Genomic DNA, 21,952 nt, shown 5'->3' with positions numbered 1-21,952 from the left:
GGCCTCATGCAATAGGCTATGGGCGATGAACGCTTACACCTACGCCTACCGCGGCGGTCTGCTGGAAAACCGCCACAAGGTTTCGCTGGCTATTGTGGAGCCCTCTGGCCGGGTGCTGGCCTACTGCGGCAACCCCTACCTTCAGGCCCCCCTGCGCTCCTCGGCCAAGCCCTTCCAGGCCCTGGCCCTCTACCTGAGCGGCGCCATCCAACGCTTTGGCATCAACCCCGCCGAGGTCGCCCTGACCTGTGCTTCCCACGATGGAACCGAGCAGCACGTCGCGGTGGCCGCCAATTACCTGCGCAAAATCGGCCTGGACGAAAGCTATCTGGCCTGCGGCACCCATCCCCCCTTCGACAGCGAGGCACGCAAGGCCCTGCAGCAGGCCCCCACCCCGCTGCACAACAACTGCTCGGGCAAACACACCGGCATGCTGGCGGCGGCCCTGGCGCTGGGGGTGAGCCCCCGCGGTTACGAGCAGCCCGAGCACCCGGTGCAGCAACTTAACCTGCAGACCCTGCGCGATCTATCGGGCCAGCCCCACATCCCCTACGGCGTGGACGGGTGCAGCGTACCCACCTTTGCCCTGCCCCTGGCCCCCGCCGCCCGGATGTTTGCCCTGCTGGCCCAGCCCGAGGCCGCCCCTGCAAAGTACCAGGCCGGCCTGGAGGCGGTTTTCCGGGCCATGCGGCAGCACCCCGACCTGGTGGCCGGCCCCAGGAGCATCGACACCGCGCTGATGCAAAAGCTACCGGGGCTCGTCGCCAAGCGCGGGGCCGACGGCTACTACGGGCTGGCCCTGCGGGATACCCGCTGGGGCCCCCTGGGCATCGCCCTCAAGGTGGAAAGCGGCTCCAACGAGGCCCGGGAGCCCATGGTGATAAAGCTGCTGGAGGAGCTGGGCCTGCTCTCGCCGGAAGTGGAGCTGGAGTGGCGCCGGCCCCCGGTTCGGAATGTACGACGGCTCGAGGTGGGGCATCTGGAGGCGAGGCTCGAGCTCTGCTGGATCTAGATCGGCTCTCGCAAAAAACCCGCCATGCTCAAAGTCAAAAAGCTGTTCCGGACTCGTTCTTTGGTCGCCAGGACAAAAATGCTAGGGGCCGCAACAGGCGCACCCCGTACGGTAATCTAACCCCAATGCAAGCTGAGTTCGTTCACGAAGTAGCCTCCCGTCCACCCCTGGTGCTGGGGGTGGATCCCCGGCCCGAGCTACACGGCCCCAGCCCGCTGGATCACATCCGCCGCTACACCCTCGAGCTTATGGAAGCCTTGGCCAGCAGAATCTGCGCCGTCAAGTTCCAGGCCGCCTTTTTCGAGGCCCTGGGCCCCCAGGGCTTCACCCTGATGCACAAGCTGATCGTGGGGGCCCGGGTGCTCTCGCTGCCGGTGATTGTGGATGCCAAGCGGGGCGATATCGGCTCCACCGCCGAGGCCTATGCCAAAGCCTACCTGCAGGCCTATCCCGGCGCGGCCCTGACGGTCAACCCCTACCTGGGCAGCGACGCCCTGGAGCCCTTTTTCAAAGCGGCCCGGGCCTCGGGGGGTGCGGTTTTCGTGCTGGTCAAAACCTCCAACCCCGGCTCGGGGCTTTTTCAGAACCTACCCCTGGAACAGGGGGGGCGGCTGTACCTGGCCGTGGCCGACTATCTGGCCCGGCAGGCCGAAGAGCAGCGGGTGGGCGATTGGTCGCGGGTGGCGGCGGTGGTTGGGGTTACCTACCCCCAGCAGGTTGCCGAGATACGCCAGCGTCTGCCCCACTCCTTGCTGCTCTTGCCCGGCCTGGGGGCCCAGGGGGGCGAGGCCATCAAGGGGCCGGGGCTGCTCAACTCGGCCAGCCGGGCGCTGTATTACCCCGGTGGCGAGCCCGACCTGGAAGCAGCCGTTCGCCAGGCGGAGGAATATCTGGCCGCGCTGCGCTAGCGGCCGGTTCAGCCCCCTTTGAGCGCCCGCCTGAAAATCTGCGGGGCGAACTCGGCCACCGCCCGCAGAAAACCGGTCACCCCGCGGGCCCGGCCGGGGGTGATGTAGACCGGTACCCCCAGGTTTTCGGCTTCCAACCGCACCGGCTCGGAAAGGTCGTGGCCCACGTAGCTGCTGATGATCATCAGGCCGTGGGCCCGCTCGAGCCGGCTATGAATGCGCCGGATGACCTCCCGCCCAGCGGTATAACTGTCGGAGTCGAACCAGTCGAGCTCGAGGCCCTGGTGTTGCAGGATGGGGGTCAGGCGGCTGCGGAGCTGGGTATGCCCCCCCACCACAATCAGGTACTCCCCGTGGAAGCGGGGCAGCCCCTCGCGCATCAGGGCCTCGGGGGTAACCCCGGCCAGGGTATCGGGGCCGCCCTCGAGGGTGGCCAGGGCCCGCGAGGTGGCCTTGAGCTCCTCCAGGTAGAGCTGCAGCTCGGGGTCGGTGGGGTTCAGAAAAAGCAGGTTGCGCAGGATCTCGCGCGAGAGCTCGAGGTCTTTTTCCCGGTAATAGGCGATGTCCAGGGCTTTGCGCCAGGTCTCGGTGGCCTTCTGGTAGGCCCCGGTGCGCTCGTGGTGCTCGGCCAGGTCGTAGAGCACCTCCAGGGCCTCGGGGTTGCGGGCCAGCTCGGAAAGCAAGAGCCCCTCGGCCCCCAGGGCCTGCCCGGCGTTGTACAAGGCGGCCAGGTAGCGCCCCCGCACCGCCTCGGCCTCCTGGCTCTGGGAGAAGCCCCGCGAGAGGCGGTAGGCCAGCTCGAGGTGCTCCAAAGGCGGCTCGGCGGACTGTTCCAGGCTCTGGGTGAGCATCCGGAAGGCCTCCCAGGGCCCCTCCAGCTCCTCCACCAGCTTGAGCACGGGCTCAATCTGACCAAAGGGCTGCAGCCCTGCTTCCCGCACCCGGCCCAGAAACTCCCGGGCCAGCACCGGCTCCCCGGCTTCCCGCGCCTCCAGGGCCAGCTCAAACAGTTGGGTTACCGGGTAGGCCCGGTGGGCGTGGGCCCGCTTGTGGTCGCCCAGCACCTCGAGCACAGGGGCGCCCAGGGCCCGCTTGGACAGGGCCAGCAGGTGGTAGGCCAGGCCCGCCGCCTCACCCCTGGATTCCCGCGCGGCCCGCTCGAGGTAGCGCACCGCCTCGGTGTGCCGCCCCTCCCGGTGCCGCAGCAGGCCCAGGGCCAGTAGCGCGGTGGCATCCTCGGCCCGGGCCACCGCATCGGTCAGGTAGGGTTCCACCTGCTTCAGGTCGGCCAGCGGCACCCTGTCCAGGGCCTCGGGGCCCCGCACCTTCAGGCCCGCCAGGGCCAGCCCCAAGGCCCCGTGCGACTCCCCCAGCACGTACAAGCGCTGGGCGTAGCGGGCCGCCCGGCCCCACAGGCCCTGCTGCAAAGCGGCCTGCAAACCCACCCGCAGCAGACCCCGCGTCAGCAGGTCGGGCGAGAGGTCTTCCACGAACTCCACCCGGCGGCTGGCCTCGCTCCAGTCGCCCTCGCGGCACAGGCGCACCACGCGCTCCTCGATGCGCTCGAGGGTGGTTTTGAGGTAGACCTCGGCCTCGGGCAAGCCACACTCGTGTAACTGGCGCAGGGCCTCCGAGAGCCGTCCCAAGCCCAGGTAAACCTTCCCCAAGGCCAGCTTGAACCGGCCCCCCCGGCTGGACAGCGCTTCCAGGCGGGGCAGGGCCCGCGGGTAATCCTCCTGCTCGGCCCAGCACAGCACCCGCAGGTTTTCGGCCTCGGGGTGGTGGGCCAGGGCCAGGGCCGCCTCGGCTTCGGTGTAGCGCGCCAGGGCAAACAAGGCCCGGCCCCGCAGGTAGGCCAGCTCGCCGGTCGTGCCCTCTGGCACACGGCCCAGAACCTCGGCATACGCACCCCCCTCGAGCAAAGCCCAGACCTCGTCGCTCGAGGGCAGGGGGCTTGGTGCGCCTGGGCCGGGGTGCTGAGCCGGGCCCGGCACCGGGGAGGGGTCGGGCCGTACCAAGGCCACCGGCATCCGGGCGGTGATCAGGGTGTAGTCCCCCTCGCCCACCACCTGCACCGCCTCAAACCCCATCTGCACCAAGGCCTGCTCGGCGGCCTGGGGGTTCTTGCCCAGAAACGGCCCGTGGGCGTAGGCCAGCAGGCCGCCCGGCTTGAGCAGCCCCTCGAGGCCCTGCAGGCGCTGCACAAAGTCGAAGTGCTCGAGGTAGCGGGGGGCCTCGAGGGTGTCCGGCAAGCCCCCCAGATACCCCTCGGGCAGGCAGGAGAGCAGCAGCACCGCGTCCATCTCCGGCAGGCCCGGCTGGCCCGGAAACCAGCCCTCGTGCCACTGCACCCCCTCGCCGGTGCGGGCCCGACCGATCTCCACCGCCTGGCGCACCCCCTCCAGGGCGTGCCACTCCAGTTCGGGCCGGGCCTCACGCAGCAACGTCAGCAAGGCACCGGTAAAGGCCCCCACCTCCAGCACCCGCCCCCGAGCTGGCAAAAGCGGGGGCAGCACCCGCACATAAAACTCCACGAACGGCAGGTGCATGGCGTACACCAGGGCCTCCAGCCGCTCCCGCGGGTGGCTGAGCACCGCGGTGTAAAAACTTCGCACCGCCTCCAGATCGCCCCCCCGGGCCTCCAGGTAGGCCTTCCAGGCGTCCAGGATGGGTTTTCGTCGGCCCGGGCTGCCGATGCGTTTGGCCAGCACCGCCTCGAAGCGGCCCGGTGAAAGGGGGGCCTCGAGGTGAAACTGGCTGCGAAAATAGCGCTTGACTTGGGTGTTCACGGTGTCCACAGACCACCTCGCTCAACGGAAGCCGTTGAGGGGTATTGTGGCAAGTTCGGCCCAGGCTGTAAACCACCCAGCTCACTACCCCCTGTGGGTATGCCCCTCGGGTTCAGGCCGTGACCGGTGTGAGGCGGTGGGCTACTCGAGGGCAGCAGGCACAAAGCGAACCGTCTGACCAGGGCGGAGCTGGGCCAGCCAGGGCAGGTCGGCCGGGTGCACGATGGCCGGCTTGGCGTAGCCGCCAATGCGACCCCGGTCGTTGAGCAGCACGATGGGCTGGCCCTCGGTGGTAATCTGCACCGCCCCCAGCGGGGTGGCCTCGCTGATGAGTTCGCCCCCCGGCACCTCGGGCCCCAAAAGCCGGAGCCCCATCCGATCCCCCGAGGCCAGCTCGAAAGGGGCGCTGCACAAGGCCCGCATCGCTTCCGGGCTGTACTGCGGCCCCGGCAGCAGGCGAACCCGCCGCTCTCCCAGGGGGGGGAGGGCCAGGCCGAAGCCCGCTCGAGCCCCCCGCACCTCCGACACCCCCAGCAGATCGCCGGCCTGCAAAGGCCGCCCGATCAGCCCCCTAAAGTCGGTGCTGGCGCTCCCATAGAAGCGATCGCTCTCGATACCCCCTGCCAGGGCCAGGTAGCCCCGCGCGCCGTCGGGGGCCGAGGCAAAGTGCAGCTTATCGCCGGTGCGCAAAACAAAGGTCTGGGCCACCTCCACCGGCGCGCCGCCCACCAGGGGCCGCATCCCGTAGCCCACAAAGGCCGCCACCACCGGCCTTAACGCGCTCAGCACAGGGCCCTTGAGGGTCAGTTCCAGCAGCGGCGCATCCGGGGGGTTGCCCACCAGCCGGTTGGCCAGGCCCGCCAGCCGCCCATCCAGCGCCCCCGAGGCCGCCAGCCCCAGGCGCCCGGCCATGCGTCGCCCGCTATCCATCACCAGATCCAGCAGGCCCGGCTCCTCCACCCGCAGCGCTGGATACCGCGGTGCCGCTGGCAGCAAGGGCTTTAGGGCAGGCACCGCCGGGGTGGGGCCTTCAGACGGCACAAACCGCACCCGGTCGCCGGCTTCCAGCAAAAACACCGGCGCGCGGTGGGGGTTGTAGATCTGGGTGAGCGCGGTGCCGATCAGGTGCCACCCGCCGGGCGAGGGCAGCGGATAGATACCGGTCTGGCTGCCGGCAATCGCCACCGCGTGGGCCGGCACCAGGGCCCTGGGCGTCCCCCGGCGGGGCAGGCGCAGGGGCTCGGGTAGGGGGCCCAGGAAGGGAAAGCCCGGTGTGAAACCGGTGGCAAACACCCGGTAGGGGGCCTGGCTGTGCAGCCGTATCACCTCCTCTACCGAAAGGCCGGTCTGCTCGGCCACCCAGGCCAGGTCGGGCCCATCGTAGCGCACGGGAATCTCCACCTCCCGGCCTGTGGGCGCATCGGATAGCTTCTGCAAATGCCGGCGAACCCAGCGCTCCACCCGGGCCCTCGAGACCCGCTCGGCGTCGTACTCGAGGTAGAGCTTCACATAACCGGGCACCACGTCGGTCAGGCCCGGCAGCGGATCGGCCAGCAGAGCCCGGGCCAGGGCCAGCATCCGGGCGTTGGCCTCGAGGTCGAGCTGTTCAGAAAAAGGCAGGTAGAAGCCGGTCAGGGTCATGCGTAGGTCTCGATGCTCACCCCTTCGGCCCAGAGCGCCTCCCGCACGGCCCGGGCAATCTCCACCGCACTGGGGTTATCGCCGTGGATGCACAGGGTCTGGGCCCGCACCTCCACCCAGCCCCCGTCCACCGCCGCCACCCGGCCCTCCACCACCATCTGCACCGCCCGGCGGGCCGCTACCTCGGGCTCGTGGATCCAGGCCCCTGGGGTTCCCCGTGGGGCCAGCCGACCGTCGCGGCTGTAGCCCCGCTCGGGGAAGGCCTCCGCCACGGTGCGCAGGCCCAGGCGCTGGGCCTCCTGCTCCAGCGGGGTGTTGGGCAGCACCACCAGCGGCACCGCTGGGTCAAAATCCCGCACCGCCTGGGCAATGGCCCGGGCGGTCTCGGGGTCCCTGGTAGCCCGGTTGTACAGCGCCCCGTGGGCCTTGACGTGGTGCAAAGCCAGGCCCCGCACCTTTAGGAAAGCGCTCAGGGCCCCCACCTGATAAAGCACATCGGCGTATATCTCCTCCGGTGTAGCGGCCATCTCCCGCCGCCCAAAGCCCACCAGGTCTGGAAAACCAGGGTGGGCCCCCACCGCCAGGCCCGTCTTTTGGGCAAGCTCGAGGGTGCGCCCCATGGTAAGGGGATCGCCGGCGTGAAACCCGCAGGCCACATTCACCGAGCTCAGCAGGGGAAACAGCTCCTCGTCCCGCCCCAGCTTCCAGTTGCCAAAGGATTCGCCTGCATCGGCATTCAGGTCGATCTTCATAACACCCCTATCCACCGGTCATCCGGGCCGGCAGCCAGGTCACGATCTGGGGAAAAACGGTGATCAAGGCTGCCGCCAGTAGCAGCATAGCCAGAAAAGGCAGGGCCGAGCGGGCGATGGTGAAGATATCCCGCCCCGAGAGGCCCTGCAGCACGAACAGGTTGAAGCCTACCGGCGGGGTGATCTGGGCCAGCTCCACTGCAATCACCAAGAAAATACCAAACCACAAAAGGTCAATCCCCACCGCCTTGGCCAGCGGGAGGATCACCGAGGTGGTCAGCACGATGATGGAGATGCCGTCCAGAAAAGCTCCCAGCACCAAGAACAAAAGCATTAAAACGGCCAGCAGAGCGTACTTGGAAAGCCCCAGCCCCGCCACCCAGGCCGCCAGGGCCGCCGGGATGCCGGTAAAGCCCATGGCGATGGAGAGCACCGCCGCCCCGGCCAGGATGAAGCCGATCATGCTGCTGGTGCGCACCGCGCCCATCAGGCTCTCGAGCAGGCCCTGCCAGCTCAGGCTGCGGGTCCAAAGGGCAATGATAAGGGCCCCCAGCACCCCCAGGCTGGCCGCCTCGGTGGGGGTGGCCACCCCCGTGTAGATGGAGCCAATCACGGCCACCATCAAAAGCAGCACCGGCAGGATTTTGAGCAGGCCGTGCAGGCGCGCTCCCAGGGGCAGCGGAGGGTCGGGTGGGGGCATCTCCTTTGCGTTCAAAAGCCCCGCAAGCATCACCCAGCCCATAAAGAGCAGCATCACCAGCAGGCCCGGCAGGAGGCCGGCAATAAAAAGCCGGGCCACCGAGACCTCGGCCGCCACCCCGTACACGATCATCATCACCGAGGGGGGAATCAAGAGGCCCAGGGTGCCCGAGCCGGCCAGCGAACCCAGCACCAGGCGCTCGGGATAACCCCTTCGCAGGAGTTCAGGCAGAGCGATCTTGCCCACGGTGGCGGTGGTGGCCGCCGAAGAGCCGATCACCGCTGCAAAAATACCCGAGGCCAGCACGTTGATGTGCAGCAGGCGGCCTGGAATCCAGCGCAGCCAGGGGGAAAGCCCCTCAAACAGGTCGGCGGCCAGGCGGGTGCGGTAGAGGATCTCGCCCATCCAGATAAACATGGGCAGCGCCGCCAGCGACCAGCTCGAGACCGAACCCCACAAGCTACTGGCCACGCTGGCCCCTGGGGGGGTGTTGGTAAAGAACTGCAACCCCGCCCAGCCCACCCCCAAGAGCGCCAGGGCGATCCAGACCCCGCTGCCCAGCAAGACCAGCAGCAGCAAAACCAGAAAAAGCGCAATCTGCGTGAGTTCCACGGCTACTCCTGCCCCCCGCCCTCGGCAAGATAGGACGGGAACTCCCCTCGCCACAGCGCCACCAGGGTGTCGGCCAGGGCCACGACAAAGATAGAGATACCCACCGCCAGCAGGCTTTGCGGGATCCAGATGGGCAGCGGCAAAAGCCCGGGGGCCAGGTCGCCGTAGCGATAGGAGTCCAGCACCAGCCGCCAAAGCTGCAGGGCGGCATAGCTCGAGGCCAGCAGCGAGAACCCGCCCACCCCCAGTTCCAGCCTCCGCCGGGCCTTACCCTGTAGCCGCCGAACCAGCACCCCCACCCGGATATGGGCCCCCGCCCGCAAAGTGGGGGCCAGCGCCAGAAAGACCGCCCCGGCCATGGCAAAGCCGGAAAGTTCGTTGGCCGAGGGGATGACCACCCCAAACCGCCGCCCCACAATCTGGGCCAGGATGATCAGGAAGATAAAAACCACCAACAACCCGGCCAAAAAGCCCGAAAGGTGGTACAAACCATCCAGGATCTTGCGCATACGACCCCTTCTCGAGAACCCTCACCCACAGGCTATTGCGGGTGAGGGATCCACGCTTCTGGTGCTCGAGCCTTCCGCCCTAGCGGCCCAGGTAGGTTCGGTAGATGTTGACCCCGGTGGCCCCGGCCCGCTTGAGCCATTCGTTGGTCATGGTCTCGCCCACCTTTTTGAGGCCGGAGAGCAGCTGGGGGCTGGGCTGCAAGACCTGCATCCCCCGCTGGGCCAGGATGGCAGTCTTGCTGGCGGCCTCCTGCTGGCTGGCCTGCCAGCCACGCTGCTCAGCCCGGCGGGCAGCCGCCAGCACAGCCTCGCGGTCGGCGGGGCTCAGGCTGTCCAGGGCCCGGCGGCTCACAAAGACCATGTTCTTGGGAATCCAGGCCTTGAGGTCGTAATAGTAGCGGGTGAAGTCCCAGGCCTGGCTGTCCACCCCGGTCGAGGGGGAGGTGATCATGGCGGCCACAATACCGGTGGCAAAGGCCTGGGGAATATCGGCGGCCTCTACCTGGGTCGGAATCATGCCGGTGAGCTCGGCGATGCGGGCCGTCGCCGGGTTATAAGCGCGGAAGCGAAGTCCCTTGAGATCGGCCACGCTGTTGATCGGCTGCTTGGTATAGAGCCCCTGCCCCGGCCAGGGCACCGAGAACAACAGGGTCATGCCACGCCGGTTGAGCCAGTTCTCGATCTCGGCACGGGAAGCCCGGTAAAGCCTTTGGGCATCCTCATAGCTGCCCACCAAAAAAGGAATCGCGTCCAGGGCAAAGACCGGGTTCTCGTTGGCTAATAGGGAGATGAGCACCTCGCCCATCTGAATCTGGCCGTTGCGCACCCCCGGCAGAATCTGCGGGTGCGGCAGCAAGGAGCCCCCGCTGCTAACCCGGATGGTCAGGCGGCCCTGGGTTGCTGCCTCGACCTCTTTAGCGAACTCACGGATGTTGATGGTGTGGAAGTTGCCGTCGGGGTAAGGGGTGGCCATGTTCCAGACCTGGTTCTGGGCCCACCCCAGCCCAGCCAGCAACAAACCCAGCAAGACACCGATTGCTTTTCTCATGTCCTCCTCCTATCGCACTGCAAAAAGCGACCCCAGAAAGCCTTCTATATCGGCCTTCCAGACCCCCACATAACCCAGCCGCCGGGAGACCTCGTGGGCGGCCCGGTCGAGCTGTTGTAGGTAGTTGTGCAACACCGCTTCCTCACGGTAGTGGGCCTCGGCCCCGGCCAGGCTGATGGCTGCCAGCACCTCGCCCGAGGCCCCCCGCACCGGTGCGGCCAGCTCGGCGGAGTGGGGCTCGAGCTCCCCAAAACTCGCCGCAAAGCCGCACTGCTGGGTTTGGCGCAGCAGTTCCTGAAGCCGGGGCCGTGACACCGGGGTGGCCGGGGTGTAGCGCCTGCGCGCGCCCTCCAGCACCGCTTGCTGCACCGCAGGCGGGGCAAAGGCCAGCAAAAGCCGGGTCGAGGCCCCGGCATAGAGCGGGGCCCGCCGGCCCGGCGCAATGTATAGCCGCACCCGGCTGCGGGCCTCGAGCACCTCCAGATACACCCCCTCCTGCCCGTCGCGCACCACCCACTGCACCGACTGCCCGGTGGCCTCACGCAGCTCCGTCATGGCGGGCAAGGCCACCTGCCGGGCCGGGTAGGCCGCCTTGACCAGCGCCCCCAGGTGCAAAAGTCGGGTGCCCAGCCGGTAGCGCTCACCCTCCCGCACCACCAGCCCGTGGTTTTCCAGGGCCCGCAGGCTGCGCAGACAGGTGGCCTTGGCTAAACCGCTGGCCCTGGCCAGCTCGGAAAGCCCCCAGAAAGGCCGCTCCTCGCTGAAGAAACCCAGCAGGTATAGGGGACGCTCGAGGGTGGGAATGGCTTCCGTTGGTTTCATTGAATGAACCGCCTAACCAATAAATGAAACTTTGGGGGCTATGGTATCCCCCAGCCCCCTACCTGTCAAGCGCGAGGGCGCCCTACCAGCCCAGCACCATGGCAAACATCAGCGGGGCCACAATCGAGGCATCCGACTCGATGATGAACTTGGGCGTGTCCACGGCCAGCTTGCCCCAGGTGATTTTCTCGTTGGGCACCGCCCCCGAGTAGGAGCCATAGCTGGTAGTGGAGTCGGAGATCTGGCAGAAGTAGCCCCAGACCGGGATATCGGGGCGCTGCATATCCTGGTGCAGCATGGGCACCACGCAGATGGGGAAGTCGCCCGCGATACCCCCGCCGATCTGGAAGAATCCGATGGAGTGTTGCCTGGAGGTTTCCACGTACCACTCGGCCAGCATCATCATGTACTCGATGCCGGTGCGCACGGTGTGAACGTTTTTGATGTGCCCATTGAGGCAGTGGCCGGCGTACATGTTTCCGGTGGTGGAGTCCTCCCAGCCCGGCACCACGATGGGCAGGTTCTTTTCCGCCGCCGCTACCATCCAGCTATCCTTGGGGTCAATCTGGTAGTAGGCCTCGAGCTTCCCCGAGCGGATAATCCGGTACAAAAACTCGTGCGGGAAGTAGCGCTCCCCTGCCCTATCGGCCGCCTCCCACTCCTCCAGCAGGGCCTGCTCGAGCCGCCGCATGGCCTCCATCTCGGGGATGCAGGTATCGGTCACCCGGTTGAGGTGGCGCTCCAGGAGCCTTTGCTCATCCAAGGCGGTGAGTTCGCGCCAGTTGGGGATGCGTTCGTAGTGGTTGTGGGCCACCAGGTTGAAGAGGTCTTCTTCCAGGTTGGCCCCGGTGCAGCTTATGGCCTGCACCTTGTCCTGCCGGATCATCTCGGCCAGCGAGAGGCCCAGCTCGGCCGTGCTCATGGCCCCAGCCAGCGTAACCATCATCACCCCCCCCTGCTCGAGGTGGGCGCGGTAGGCTTCGGCGGCCTCCACCAGCGTGGCAGCGTTGAAATGACGAAAATGGTGCTTTAGAAACTTTGAAATTTCTCCACCAGGCATACAAGCTCCATCCTCGCGGGGTGGGCGATGGTGGCTCCCCCCTTTGGTCTTCGACCTAGCGCCACGGCGCTCTCGGGACGAAGCCGCCCCGCCGAGCTCCATCTGAAAAGTGTACCTGGGGTTGTGCAGGCAGTCAAAAATAGGGGCTTTGCTCACTACCCCCAAACGCCCGCTCGGCGTATGGTGGGGCCTGTGAAAGAGCTCGAGTCTCGAGCCGACATTGCCGTTGTGGTAGACAGGTTTTATGCCAGAGCCGTCCAGGACGAGCAGATCGGCTACCTATTCGAAGGCCTCGACCTGATGAAGCACCTACCGGTCATCTACGACTTTTGGGAGAACATCCTGTGGCGCACCGGAGCCTACAAAGGGGGCATGATGTACAAGCACCTGCTGCTCCATAGCCGCAAACCCCTAAAGCTCGAGCACTTCCAGCGCTGGCTCGAGCTCTTCACCCAGACCATCGACGAGCACTACCAAGGCGAAAACGCCCTCGCCATGAAGCAGGCCGCCTACTCGATAGCCCGCACCATCTACGCCCGGGTCTCCCAACAAAACAGCCTCCCGCTCGGCGTTCGGGATACCCCTAGCGAAACCAGCGCAAAAGCAGATTAAGCAACAGGCTCAGCGCCAGACTCACCAGCAGCATGGAGGTGAGGGGAAGGTAAAAACGAAACCCCTCGCGCTCGATGCGAATGTCGCCCGGCAGGCGGCCAAACCAGGCCAAGAGCCCCGGGGCATACAGCCACACCAGGCCCAAGAGCACCAGCACCAGGCCCAGGGCCACCAACGCCCGCCCGATCTCCATGCTTCAATGGTAGCCCAGTTCGCGCAGGGCCTCGGGGTCTTTGCGCCAGTTGGGGTAGACCTTGACCTGCAAGTCCAGGTACACCTTACGGGCTAGAAAGACCTCGAGCTGCTTGCGGGCTGCCGCTCCAATTTCCTTGAGCTTGCGCCCCCCTGCCCCAATCAGGATGGGCTTGTGGTTCTCTCGCTCAACGTAGATGTTCACCTGGATGTAGAAAGTTCCATTGTCGCGCAGCTCAAACGCTTCAGTTTTGGTGGCAATCGAGTAGGGGATCTCTTCCTTGAGGCGCTTCATGGCCTCTTCGCGCACGATCTCGGCCGCCCACTCCTCGGGGGTCTGGTCGCCTTTGGCGTAGTCTTCAGGGAAAAAGAAGGGGCCTTCGGGCAGCAGGGCCAGCACCTCGTCCCGCAGGGCCTTGGCGTCGCGTTCGTTCTGCGCCGAGATCATGCGGCTTTCCAAGCCCGGCAAAAGCTCGGCGTAGGCTTGCATTGCAGCCTCGGGATATTTGGCCGCATCGGCCTTGTTACCAACCAGAATAATGGGCACCTGACCTTTCAGAGGCCGCAAAGCCCGCGCAACCAGCTCATCCTCGTGGGTAGGGGGATGGCGTAAATCCACCAGCCAGAGCACCAGGTTGACCTCAGCCAAGGCCTCGGTAATCTGTCGGATCATGTACTCGCTCAGGGCATCGGCAGCTTCATGCCAGCCTGGCGTGTCCACAAATACAATCTGGCGGTTACCCTCGGTGTGAATGCCGCGCACCCGCTTGCGGGTGGTCTGCGGTTTGGGGCTGATGGGGGCGATTTTCACGCCCAGCATGGTGTTGACCAGGGTAGACTTGCCCACGTTGGGCTTGCCCACCACGGCTACAAATCCGGAATAGGTCGTGCCTTCAGTCACACCCCCTAGTATAGGGGTTCCCTTCGCACCCTGCTGCGGGTTACCCCAGCCCTCAACCGATGTGCAGGTAATCCCCCGGCTGCGCCGGTATCTTGCCCTTGGCCCCGATCATGTTGAACAAAAGCAGGGTGTTGTTCTCCCGCTCGGGGTCGTAGAAGAACCCGTACATGTACACCACCGGCGAGACGTAGGCCGAGCGGTCCGGGGCCACCACCACATGATCGCCGTCCAGCTTGACCCACTCCCAGCCATAGGCCCGGCAGACCTGCTCGCCCCACAGCAGCCCCAGCTCAATGGCCCGGTTCTCCCGCTCATCCTGCGAAAGATCGCGCCGCCTGCGCAGCTTCTCGCACTGGAAGAAGACCTGCTGCACCAGAAGCTTGGGCTCGCTGCTCAGTTGCAGCTTCAGGCGCTCCGCCCGGTTGATGAACTTCACCGCTGCCTGCAGGATGTTCAGGATGCTCTGCCGATCCTCCTGGCTCAGGGGCTCCTCCACCACCTCCCTGGGCGGGGGGGGCGGCGGGGGTGGGGGTGGTTCGGCCAGCCCCTGCTGCACCAGCAGCATCTGCCGGAAGCGCTGCCACTGGGCGGGGTTGTGCCGGTAGCGCTCGTCGAAGTACTCGGGGTCCTGGCTGTCCCAGACCAGCAAGGGCTGCAGGTTGCTGCGCAGACCCGCCGCCTCGATCCGCTCCTTGAGGGCATCGGTGATGTAGTAGCCGCCCATAGGGTACTCGGGCATGGCAAAGATGTTTACCCCCTGCAGCAGGTCCTCCCGGAAGCTGAGGATGTAGGCCGACGACAGCTTCGGGCCGAAGGGGCCCTCCTCCCACTTCACCAGGGAGTTGGGCAGGTCGAGGGGGCGCAGCAACCGGGTGACGTTGAGCAGGTAGTAGCGGCCCTCCTGGCAGTCCAGCGGCAGCAGCTCGGCGTCCGGGGCCAGCAGGTCGCCCAGGGCCTCCACCGCCCGCTGGCTCAGGGTGAGGGGGGTGTACAGCCTTTCAAGCCCAAGGGTCGAGAGGTCGGCGGGGGGTTCGTGGGGGTGCAGGCTGCCCTGGCGGACGACCACCACCGGCAGCGGCCGCCAGGGGTGCAGCTGGGGGGGGCGGCTTGCGATTATTGACCGATGGATTGCAGTACAGAACTCCTCTTGCGCCTCGCGGTCGGGCATGGAGAGCCAGGGCCAGCGCGCACACCCCGTGTCCTCGTCGTGGAAGAGCTGTAGTGCATAAACCCGCATAGCAGCATGGTACCCAGGCTAGAAGGTTCCCGCCAGCAGCGCATCGGCACCCTGGGCTTTGCGCCGGTCATCTACCCGGTAGCACATGAAGGCATCCGTTATCCTGTAGCGAGCTATGCCCGACCCCCTGGCCCTCGCGCTCACCCCCCAGATCGGCCCCCGGCGCCTGCAGCAAACCCTCGCAACCGACCTGAGCGTGGAGGCCATCGCAGACCAGCTAGGCCCCGAAATTGCAGCAGCTTACAGCAAAACCCTGCAAAGCGGCCTGGCTGAAAAAGAGCGCGCACAGGCCGCCAAGCTAGGCATCCGGCTGATTGGCCTTTGGGAGGAGGGCTACCCCGAAGCCTTGCGGCATCTGGACAGCCCCCCCATGGTGCTCTACCTCAGAGGAGAGCTGCCCCCCTCACCCCACACCATCGCCATCGTAGGCACCCGCCAGGCCAGCCCCTGGGCCACCGCCTGGACGCAGAGAGTAGCCCGCGAGCTGGCCGAAGCTGGCATCGGCATCGTTTCGGGGCTGGCCCTGGGGATCGACGCCGCCGCACACAAGGGGGCCCTGGACGGGGGCGGTTATACCCTGGGGGTGCTGGGCAGCGCCATAGACCGCTTCTATCCGATCCAGAACCGCGCCCTGGCCGAGAGGATGAGCGTACTCTCGGAGTTCCCGCTGGGCACCCCTCCACAGGCGGGACTGTTTCCCCGGCGCAACCGGATCGTGGCGGCCTTCTCCAGGGCGGTGCTGGTGGTGGAGGCCGGGGAGAAAAGCGGCAGCCTGATTACCGCCAAGTTTGCCGCCGAGCTGGGCCGCGATGTGCTGGCTGTACCGGGCCGACCCGGCGATACTTTTTCGCTGGGCTGCAACCGGCTGATTCAGGACGGGGCCGGGCTGGTGCTGAATACCGAGGACGTGCTGAATGCCCTGGGGGTGCGGGCCCCCAAAAAGCAGGCCGTGCAGCTGGAGGGCAGCGAAGCTAAAGTCTACCGGGCTTTGCTCGAGCTCCCCGAGGCCCTGCCCGACGACCTCGCACAGTCCACCGGCCTCTCCACCGGCGAGGTTCTCTCGGTGCTGATGATGCTCGAGCTCAAGGGGTTGGTGCAGAGCAGCGCAGGGCGCTACAGCCCGGCGTGATGGGCTGGCTCAGGAAACCCCACCCGCTCGAGGGCCTCTTGCAGCACCTCCACCCCCGCCCCCCGCCGGCAGGCCCGCTCGGAGAGGATTCTCCGCCACAGGCGGCCACGGGGCTGTCCCTTGAACAGGTTGAGCATGTGCCGGGCGATGGCCCATAGCGGGGTGCCCTGCTCGAGCTGGGCCTCGCTGTAGCGCAGCATGGCCTGGGCCACCTCGAGGCGGGTGGTGGAGCGGGCCTCTGCAAACAGCATCCGATCCGCTGGCTCGAGCACAAAAGGGTCCTCGTAAACGGCCCGCCCCAGCATCACCCCGTCCACCTTGGCCAGATGGGCCCGGGCCTCCTCCAGGGTGCGCACCCCCCCGTTCAGCACGATGGTCAGGTGGGGGAAGTCCTGCTTGAGCCGGTAGACCCAGTCGTAGCGCAGCGGGGGGATGGTGCGGTTCTCGGCGGGTGAAAGCCCTTTAAGGTAGGCCTTGCGAGCATGGACGATAAAGACCTCCACCCCCACCCCGGCCAGTTTCTCCACGAAGCGGGCCAGGTAGCGGTAGTCCTCCACCTCGTCGACCCCCAGGCGGTGCTTGGCCGTGACCGGAATTTGCACGGCCTGGCGCATGGCCGCCATGCTCTCGGCCACAAGATCGGGCTCGAGCATCAGGCAGGCCCCAAACCCACCCCCCTGCACCCGCTCCGAAGGGCAGCCCAGGTTCAGGTTGATCTCGTCGTAGCCCCACAGTTCGCCAATCCGGGCTGCCTCGGCCAGCTTTTCCGGCACCGAACCCCCCAGCTGCAGGGCCACCGGGTGCTCCTCGGGGCTAAAGTCCAGCAGTTTGGGGCGGTTGCCCAGCAGGATGGACTGATCCACCACCATCTCGGTATACAGGCGCACCCGCCTGGAGATAAGCCGCACCAGATAGCGAAAATGCCGGTCGGTCCAGTCCAGCATCGGCGCGACAGACAGCCGGTAAGGACTAATCACAGCGTTGGACATCTTTTAGGCCCCGGCCAGAACCTCCTGGGGGGATAAGCGTTTGGGCTCGCGGAACTCGATATCCTCCCACTCGCCTTCCTCGATGACCTCGAGGCTGGGATTTAGCTCACGGAAATAGGCCACCACCTCCTGCACCAGGTCGTCCGGGGTGGAGGCCGCCGAGGTGATGCCCACCCTGCGCACCCCCTGAAGCCACTCCGACTTGATGTCCTGCACGGTATTGATGCGCTCGGCCCGGCCCACCAGGCTCCTCGCCAGCTCCAACAGCCGCATCCCATTGGAAGAAGCCAGGCTGGTCAGCACCAGAAACATATCCACGTTGGGCGCGATCCGCTTAACAGCATCCTGGCGGTTTTTGGTGGCGTAGCACAGGTCGTGGCGGCTGGGCACCACCAGCTTGGGGAAGCGCTGCTTGAGGATCTCGATGGTGGCGAGGGTGTCGTCCACCGAGAGGGTGGTCTGGGTCAGCACCACCACCTTTTCGGGGTCGGGCACCTCGACGGTGCGGGGATCGGCCAGGCGGGGATCGCGCCCCACGTGGGTGTGCACCGCCACCAGGATGGTGTTTTCCGGTGCTTCACCACGGGTGCCCTTAATCTCTTGGTGGTCGGCGGAGTCGCCAATCAGCAGAATCCAGTAGCCCTCCCGGGCGTAGCGCTTGGCCTCGCTGTGGACTTTGGTGACCAGGGGGCAGGTCGCATCAATCTGGTGCAGGTTGCGCCGAGCCGCCTCGGTGCGCAGCCAGGGGGGGATGCCGTGGGCCGAGAAAACCACGGTTTCGTTCAGCTTTCTGCCCGCTTTCGCCAGCTCCTCGCGCAGCGCTTCCACCTCGGATAGGTCTTCGACAAAATGCACCCTGTGCTGCTCTTGCAGGCGTCTGACCACCACCTCGTTGTGCACGATGGCGTGGTACACCACCAGTTCACCCTCCTCGCGCAATTCTCGGGCCGCTTTTTCCACCGCCTCAATCGCCATGACCACCCCGGCGCAAAAACCCCGGGGCTTGGCCAGATAAATTTGCTCGACCATACCGAAAGCCTACCTTAGCATAGGCCATTGCCCGGCTCTGTAAGCTGAAGCCGCTACACACCGTAAAGCGCCGTGTACTTGCGGTTCAGGTAGTCTATCAAAAACTGCGGATTCAGATCCTGGCCGGTCACATGCCGGAGCAGGTCACGGGGCCAGTAACGGCTGCCCTGATGGTGGATTTTCTCCCGTGTCCAGTTAAGCAGCGGCGCAAACTCGCCGCGCTCGAACTGGGCCTCCAAGTTGCCCAAATCCTTCTCGGCCTGGGCAAAAAACTGCGCCGCGTAGAGGTTGCCCAGGGTGTAGGTGGGGAAGTAGCCAATAAGCCCCGCCGACCAGTGCACATCCTGCATCAGGCCATCCTTGATTTCCGGAGCCTTTATTCCCAGATAGGCCTGGTATTTGGCATCCCAGGCCTCGGGGGCCTCGTCCAGGCTTAGGCTGCCCCGCAGCAGGGCCAGCTCAATCTCGAAGCGGATCATGATGTGCAGGTTGTAGGTCACCTCGTCGGCCTCCACCCGGATAAGGCTCGGCTCCACCGCATTGACGGCAAAGTGGAAGTCTTCCAGGCGCACATCCCGCAGCGATTCGAAGTACTGCTGGGCTTTGGGCCAGAAAAAGCGCCAGAATCCCAGGCTGCGCCCCACCAGGTTCTCCCAGGTGCGGCTCTGGGACTCGTGCACCCCCAACGAGATCTCGGTGCCCATGGGCGTTCCGAAGTGCTCCGGCAGAAGCCCCTGTCCGTACAGGCCGTGCCCCATCTCGTGCACGATGCTAAAAAAGCCAGTGTTGAAGTAGCCCTCGTCGTAGCGGGTGGTCAGGCGCACATCGCCGGGGCCAATGCCCTGCATGAAGGGGTGGGCCACCACATCCAGCCGCCCCGCCTCGAGGTCAAAGCCCAGGGCCGCCAGAACCTCACGTCCAAAGGCCTCTTGCGCGGCCAGGGGGAAAAAGCGGCGCAGAATTGCGGTGTTGGGTTTGCGCGCGCTGCCCTCGAGCTGCTCCAGCAGCTTCACAGTGGCCTGGCGCAGCTGGGCAAAGACCGGCTCGATCTGCCTGGCCGTAGCCCCCGGCTCGTACTGATCGAGCAAAGCGTCGTAAGGCTCGTCCTGGTAGCCGATGGCCTCGGCCAGCTCGCGGGTGAGGCCGAAGATTTTCTTCAGCGCCGGCTTGAAGCCGGCCCAGTCGTTTTTAGGCCGGGCCTCCTGCCAGATGGCCTCGCCCTCGCTGGTGGCCTGGGCCAGCTCCACCGCCAGGCGCTCGGGCACCTTGGTATGCAGGTCGTAGGCCCGGCGCCACTCCCGCACGTTGACCGCCTCGACCGATTCGGGCGCCCCCAGCCAGTCCGAACCCTCCACCACCGCCAGCATCTCACCGATGCGAGGGTCGGTGGCCCGCTGGTGCAGCACCTTGGCCAGTGCAGCCTGCATCTGGGCCCGGTGGGCATGGCCCTTTTTAGGGGTGTAGGTGGCCTGATCCCAGCCGGCCAGTCGGGCAAAAGAGGCCAGGCAGGCGGTTTCACGGCTATGTTCCAAAAGCCAACGGTATGCTTCTTGCGGCGTCATACCCGCCCATCATAGCGGTTCAGTCCCAGGCCACCCAGGCCCCACCCCCTTGCACATCAAGCCGCAGGAGGCCGTTGTGGTACGCATACCCCTGGCCCCGCGTGGGGGGCGCAACCCCCCAGACTTCGGCCAGCACCCCCTGGCGGGCGTGGCCGGAGCGGTCGGTAAAGAGGAGCTCGAGCCGCCGTCCATCGAAGCCGCCCTCGAGCTCACTCCAGGCCCCTTCATCCCCACCCTCGCCCGCGTCCTCGAAGACCCGGCCCCGCACCTTTGGCCCCAGCGCCACCCGGAAACAGAGGAAGGGCCAGCGGGCGGTGCGGGTTGGGTAGCGGGCTTCGGTCAGGGGAATGGCCGTGCCGGCCCGCTGAAAAAGCGGCAGGCGCTCCAGCGGGGCCGCGACCCGGTGAAGAGAGGCACCCTCCAGCCGCTCACCGTTCCAGAAGTCCTGCCAGCCCCCAGGCGGCAAGTAAATCTCGCGGGCCCGCGCCCCCTTCCGGAGCACCGGGGCCGCCAACAGGGCCTCGCCCAGCAGAAACTGGTCGTCGCGCCAGGCCGCTGCATCCTCGGGCCAGTACAACCCAAGCGGGCGCAACAGCGGCAGCCCCTCCTCGTGGGCGGTGCGGGCCAGGCTGTAGAGGTAGGGCAGCAGCCGGTAGCGGAAGTGCAGGGCCTCGCGCATCCGGGTGGTCCAGGGCTCGCCAAAAGCGTAGGGCTCCTGGCGGCGGGTACCCAGGGCGCTGTGGTTGCGGAAGAAGGGGTACAGGGCCCCCAGCCACATCCAGCGCAGCAGCAGTTCCGGCTCGGCATCCAGGCCAAACCCGCCCACATCGCTGCCGGCCAGGGGTATCCCCGAAAGCCCCAGGGAGAGCAGCATCGGCACCGAGAGGGCCAGATCCTCGTAGCGGCTTTCGTTGTCGCCCGTCCACACAAAAGCGTAGCGCTGGATGCCGGGGAAGCCGCTGCGGGTCAGGATGAAGGGCCGCCGCCCCAGGGCTTGCAGGCCCCGGTAGGTGGCCTCGGCCATGCCCAGGGCGTACAGGTTGCGGGCCTCGAGGTGGCTCTTGGCCCCCTGCCGGGCTGTGAGGGGCAGGGCCTTGTCGGGGGGTTCAGCGCCCCCTAGCTCCAGCACCGCGGGCTCGTTCATGTCGTTCCAGATGCCCGCGAACCCGTATGTTCGTGCAAACTTCTCCACCTCTTCGGCCCAGAAGGCGCGAACCTCCTCGCGGCTAAAGTCGGGCCAGACCGCCCGCCGGGGCCAGACCCCCCCTACCAGCAGTTCGTCGCGGTCGTCGCGAATAAAGGCCTGCCGGCGCATGCCTTCCTCGAAGACGCTGTACCCCTCCTCGACCTTCACCCCAGGATCCACGATGGGCACCAGCCGCACCCCCCGATCCGACAACTCCTCGGCCAGGAGCGCCAGCCGGGGGAAGCGCTGGGGGCTGGCGGTAAAGACCTTGTACCCGTCCATGTAGTGGATATCGAGCCAGACCGCCTCCAGGGGCAGCCCGTGGGCGGCGAACTGCTCCACCACCTCCCGCACCGATGCTTCGTCGGCGTAGCTGTAGCGGCACTGGTGGTAGCCCAGGGCCCACAAAGGGGGCATGGGCGGCCTCCCGGTCAGGCGGGTCAGGCCGGCCACCACCTCCAGCAGGCTGCCTTCCAGCAGGTACAGGTCAAGTGTGGGCCCGGCCACCGCCAGGCGGGCCTCGGCGGGGTGGGAGTAGCCTAAGTCAAACAGGCTGGGGTAGCTTTCGTCCAGGAGCAGCCCCCAGGCCCGCGCGCCTTCAACCCGCAGCAAAAGAGGGCTGGCCTGGTAAAGGGGGTCGCGGCCCGGCCGGGGGGGCTGGTCGGCGGTAAAGTTCCAGTAACGGCCACCCCGGCGCTCGAGCCCCCCCACCCGCTCGCCCAGGCCCAGGTAGCGGGCCGCACCCAGCGGAAAGCTCAGGGCCAGCAGGGGGTAAGGTACCCCGTCGGCAAGCAGGCGCAGCACCGGTGGAACCTCGCGGTGCGGGCAGCCCCAAAAGGCCAGCTCGAGGCCCCCCCACCCCAGCCCTTCCTCCCCCAGCACCAGCGGCGAAAGCCCTTCAGCGAGGTAACTTTCCGCCTTCTTCTCGGGTTGCCGGCGCACCACCCCCTGCACCGCCGGGCCTTCCTTGGCAGCGTCGCGGGGCCGCTGGGTCAGCAGGAGCCGCCAGGCCCGCAGCCCCTCGTGCTCGACCTGTTCCACCCTGGCCTGTACCAGCCCCCCCTCGAGGGCCAGCCGCTCCATCCGGTCAAAGGGAATGTCCCAGTTCAGCAGTTCGTTCAAAAAGCCTCCCAACCTAGCTCGCTCAAGAATCCCAGACACCCACAACCGGGCCGCAGGCTTCTCACTCCCTTCGGTCGGGTTAGTTCGCCGCCTTCCGGCGCCGAACTAACCGAATCTGGTATCAGCACCCCCAAAACCTC

Annotated in this window: 19 protein-coding genes; 4 read left to right on the top strand and 15 right to left on the bottom strand. The window is 66.7% G+C overall.

The features are described from left to right. Window positions 1-25 precede the first annotated feature (25 nt). Entirely contained in the window at window positions 26-1,012 is a 987-nt protein-coding gene (locus MTAI_RS04670) for an asparaginase (protein ID WP_027888360.1), read from the top strand. Window positions 1,013-1,137: 125 nt separating this feature from the next. After that, window positions 1,138-1,920, top strand: coding sequence for an orotidine-5'-phosphate decarboxylase (gene pyrF, locus MTAI_RS04665; RefSeq protein ID WP_027888359.1), 783 nt, complete (start codon window positions 1,138-1,140; stop codon window positions 1,918-1,920). 8 nt (window positions 1,921-1,928) lie between these two features. Here the strand turns inward: pyrF and MTAI_RS04660 are convergent, their stop codons facing one another. The 8 genes from MTAI_RS04660 to MTAI_RS04625 all read right to left on the bottom strand — a co-directional run bounded on the left by MTAI_RS04660 (window position 1,929) and on the right by MTAI_RS04625 (window position 11,853). Further along, window positions 1,929-4,709, bottom strand: a complete 2,781-nt coding sequence (locus MTAI_RS04660; protein WP_027888358.1) for a tetratricopeptide repeat protein — start codon at window positions 4,707-4,709, stop codon at window positions 1,929-1,931. Window positions 4,710-4,850: 141 nt separating this feature from the next. Beyond that, complete coding sequence (gene pxpB, locus MTAI_RS04655) at window positions 4,851-6,350, bottom strand: 5-oxoprolinase subunit PxpB (RefSeq protein ID WP_027888357.1); 1,500 nt, start codon at window positions 6,348-6,350, stop codon at window positions 4,851-4,853. Then, a complete protein-coding gene (locus tag MTAI_RS04650) occupies window positions 6,347-7,102 on the bottom strand; it encodes a LamB/YcsF family protein (protein ID WP_027888356.1) in 756 nt (251 codons plus the stop codon). Before MTAI_RS04650 ends, pxpB begins: the two co-directional genes overlap by 4 nt. Before the next feature lie 7 nt (window positions 7,103-7,109). Further along, on the bottom strand, window positions 7,110-8,414 hold the full coding sequence (locus MTAI_RS04645) for a TRAP transporter large permease (protein WP_027888355.1): 1,305 nt from the start codon (window positions 8,412-8,414) through the stop codon (window positions 7,110-7,112). Window positions 8,415-8,416: 2 nt separating this feature from the next. Continuing rightward, window positions 8,417-8,923 carry a TRAP transporter small permease gene (locus MTAI_RS04640; protein ID WP_027888354.1) on the bottom strand — a complete coding sequence of 169 codons (507 nt, stop codon included), beginning with the start codon at window positions 8,921-8,923 and terminating at the stop codon, window positions 8,417-8,419. Between the two features lie 79 nt (window positions 8,924-9,002). Then, on the bottom strand, window positions 9,003-9,971 hold the full coding sequence (locus tag MTAI_RS04635) for a TRAP transporter substrate-binding protein (RefSeq protein ID WP_027888353.1): 969 nt from the start codon (window positions 9,969-9,971) through the stop codon (window positions 9,003-9,005). 9 nt (window positions 9,972-9,980) lie between these two features. Then, window positions 9,981-10,793, bottom strand: coding sequence for an IclR family transcriptional regulator (locus MTAI_RS04630; RefSeq protein WP_027888352.1), 813 nt, complete (start codon window positions 10,791-10,793; stop codon window positions 9,981-9,983). Between the two features lie 82 nt (window positions 10,794-10,875). Next, entirely contained in the window at window positions 10,876-11,853 is a 978-nt protein-coding gene (locus tag MTAI_RS04625; RefSeq protein WP_027888351.1) for a deoxyhypusine synthase family protein, read from the bottom strand. Window positions 11,854-12,045: 192 nt separating this feature from the next. Here MTAI_RS04625 and MTAI_RS04620 point away from each other — a divergent pair, with 192 nt between their 5' ends. Continuing rightward, window positions 12,046-12,465: a group III truncated hemoglobin gene (locus MTAI_RS04620; protein ID WP_027888350.1), complete on the top strand. Its 420-nt coding sequence runs from the start codon at window positions 12,046-12,048 to the stop codon at window positions 12,463-12,465. On the opposite strand, the gene MTAI_RS04615 is transcribed toward MTAI_RS04620, so the two are convergent. Genes MTAI_RS04615 through MTAI_RS04605 form a run of 3 tightly spaced genes read right to left on the bottom strand, consistent with a single transcriptional unit; the run spans window position 12,437 to window position 14,795 of the window. Beyond that, window positions 12,437-12,658, bottom strand: coding sequence for a DUF2905 domain-containing protein (locus MTAI_RS04615; protein WP_027888349.1), 222 nt, complete (start codon window positions 12,656-12,658; stop codon window positions 12,437-12,439). The genes MTAI_RS04620 and MTAI_RS04615 overlap by 29 nt on opposite strands. Window positions 12,659-12,661: 3 nt before the next feature. After that, on the bottom strand, window positions 12,662-13,558 hold the full coding sequence (gene era / locus MTAI_RS04610; protein WP_027888348.1) for a GTPase Era: 897 nt from the start codon (window positions 13,556-13,558) through the stop codon (window positions 12,662-12,664). Between the two features lie 52 nt (window positions 13,559-13,610). Beyond that, window positions 13,611-14,795: an imm11 family protein gene (locus tag MTAI_RS04605; protein ID WP_187388597.1), complete on the bottom strand. Its 1,185-nt coding sequence runs from the start codon at window positions 14,793-14,795 to the stop codon at window positions 13,611-13,613. A gap of 115 nt (window positions 14,796-14,910) precedes the next feature. Here MTAI_RS04605 and dprA point away from each other — a divergent pair, with 115 nt between their 5' ends. Then, the gene (gene dprA, locus MTAI_RS04600) at window positions 14,911-15,924 is read left to right on the top strand and encodes a DNA-processing protein DprA (protein ID WP_027888833.1); all 1,014 of its coding nucleotides are present in this window, start codon (window positions 14,911-14,913) and stop codon (window positions 15,922-15,924) included. On the opposite strand, the gene dusA is transcribed toward dprA, so the two are convergent. From dusA to MTAI_RS04580, 4 genes are read right to left on the bottom strand one after another with little or no spacing between them, the layout of a single operon-like run. Then, window positions 15,909-16,913: a tRNA dihydrouridine(20/20a) synthase DusA gene (dusA, locus tag MTAI_RS04595; RefSeq protein WP_027888834.1), complete on the bottom strand. Its 1,005-nt coding sequence runs from the start codon at window positions 16,911-16,913 to the stop codon at window positions 15,909-15,911. The genes dprA and dusA overlap by 16 nt on opposite strands. A gap of 3 nt (window positions 16,914-16,916) precedes the next feature. Beyond that, window positions 16,917-17,942 (bottom strand): 4-hydroxy-3-methylbut-2-enyl diphosphate reductase, encoded by a 1,026-nt coding sequence (ispH, locus tag MTAI_RS04590; protein ID WP_027888835.1) that lies wholly within the window; start codon window positions 17,940-17,942, stop codon window positions 16,917-16,919. A 53-nt stretch (window positions 17,943-17,995) separates the two neighbouring features. Further along, window positions 17,996-19,504: a carboxypeptidase M32 gene (locus MTAI_RS04585; RefSeq protein ID WP_027888836.1), complete on the bottom strand. Its 1,509-nt coding sequence runs from the start codon at window positions 19,502-19,504 to the stop codon at window positions 17,996-17,998. 19 nt (window positions 19,505-19,523) lie between these two features. Beyond that, window positions 19,524-21,812, bottom strand: a complete 2,289-nt coding sequence (locus MTAI_RS04580) for a glycoside hydrolase family 31 protein (RefSeq protein ID WP_027888837.1) — start codon at window positions 21,810-21,812, stop codon at window positions 19,524-19,526. Window positions 21,813-21,952 lie beyond the last annotated feature (140 nt).

The sequence above is a fragment of the Meiothermus taiwanensis WR-220 genome (genome assembly GCF_003568585.1).
Classification (GTDB): domain Bacteria; phylum Deinococcota; class Deinococci; order Deinococcales; family Thermaceae; genus Meiothermus; species Meiothermus taiwanensis.
This window is presented reverse-complemented; position numbering and strand designations above follow the sequence as displayed.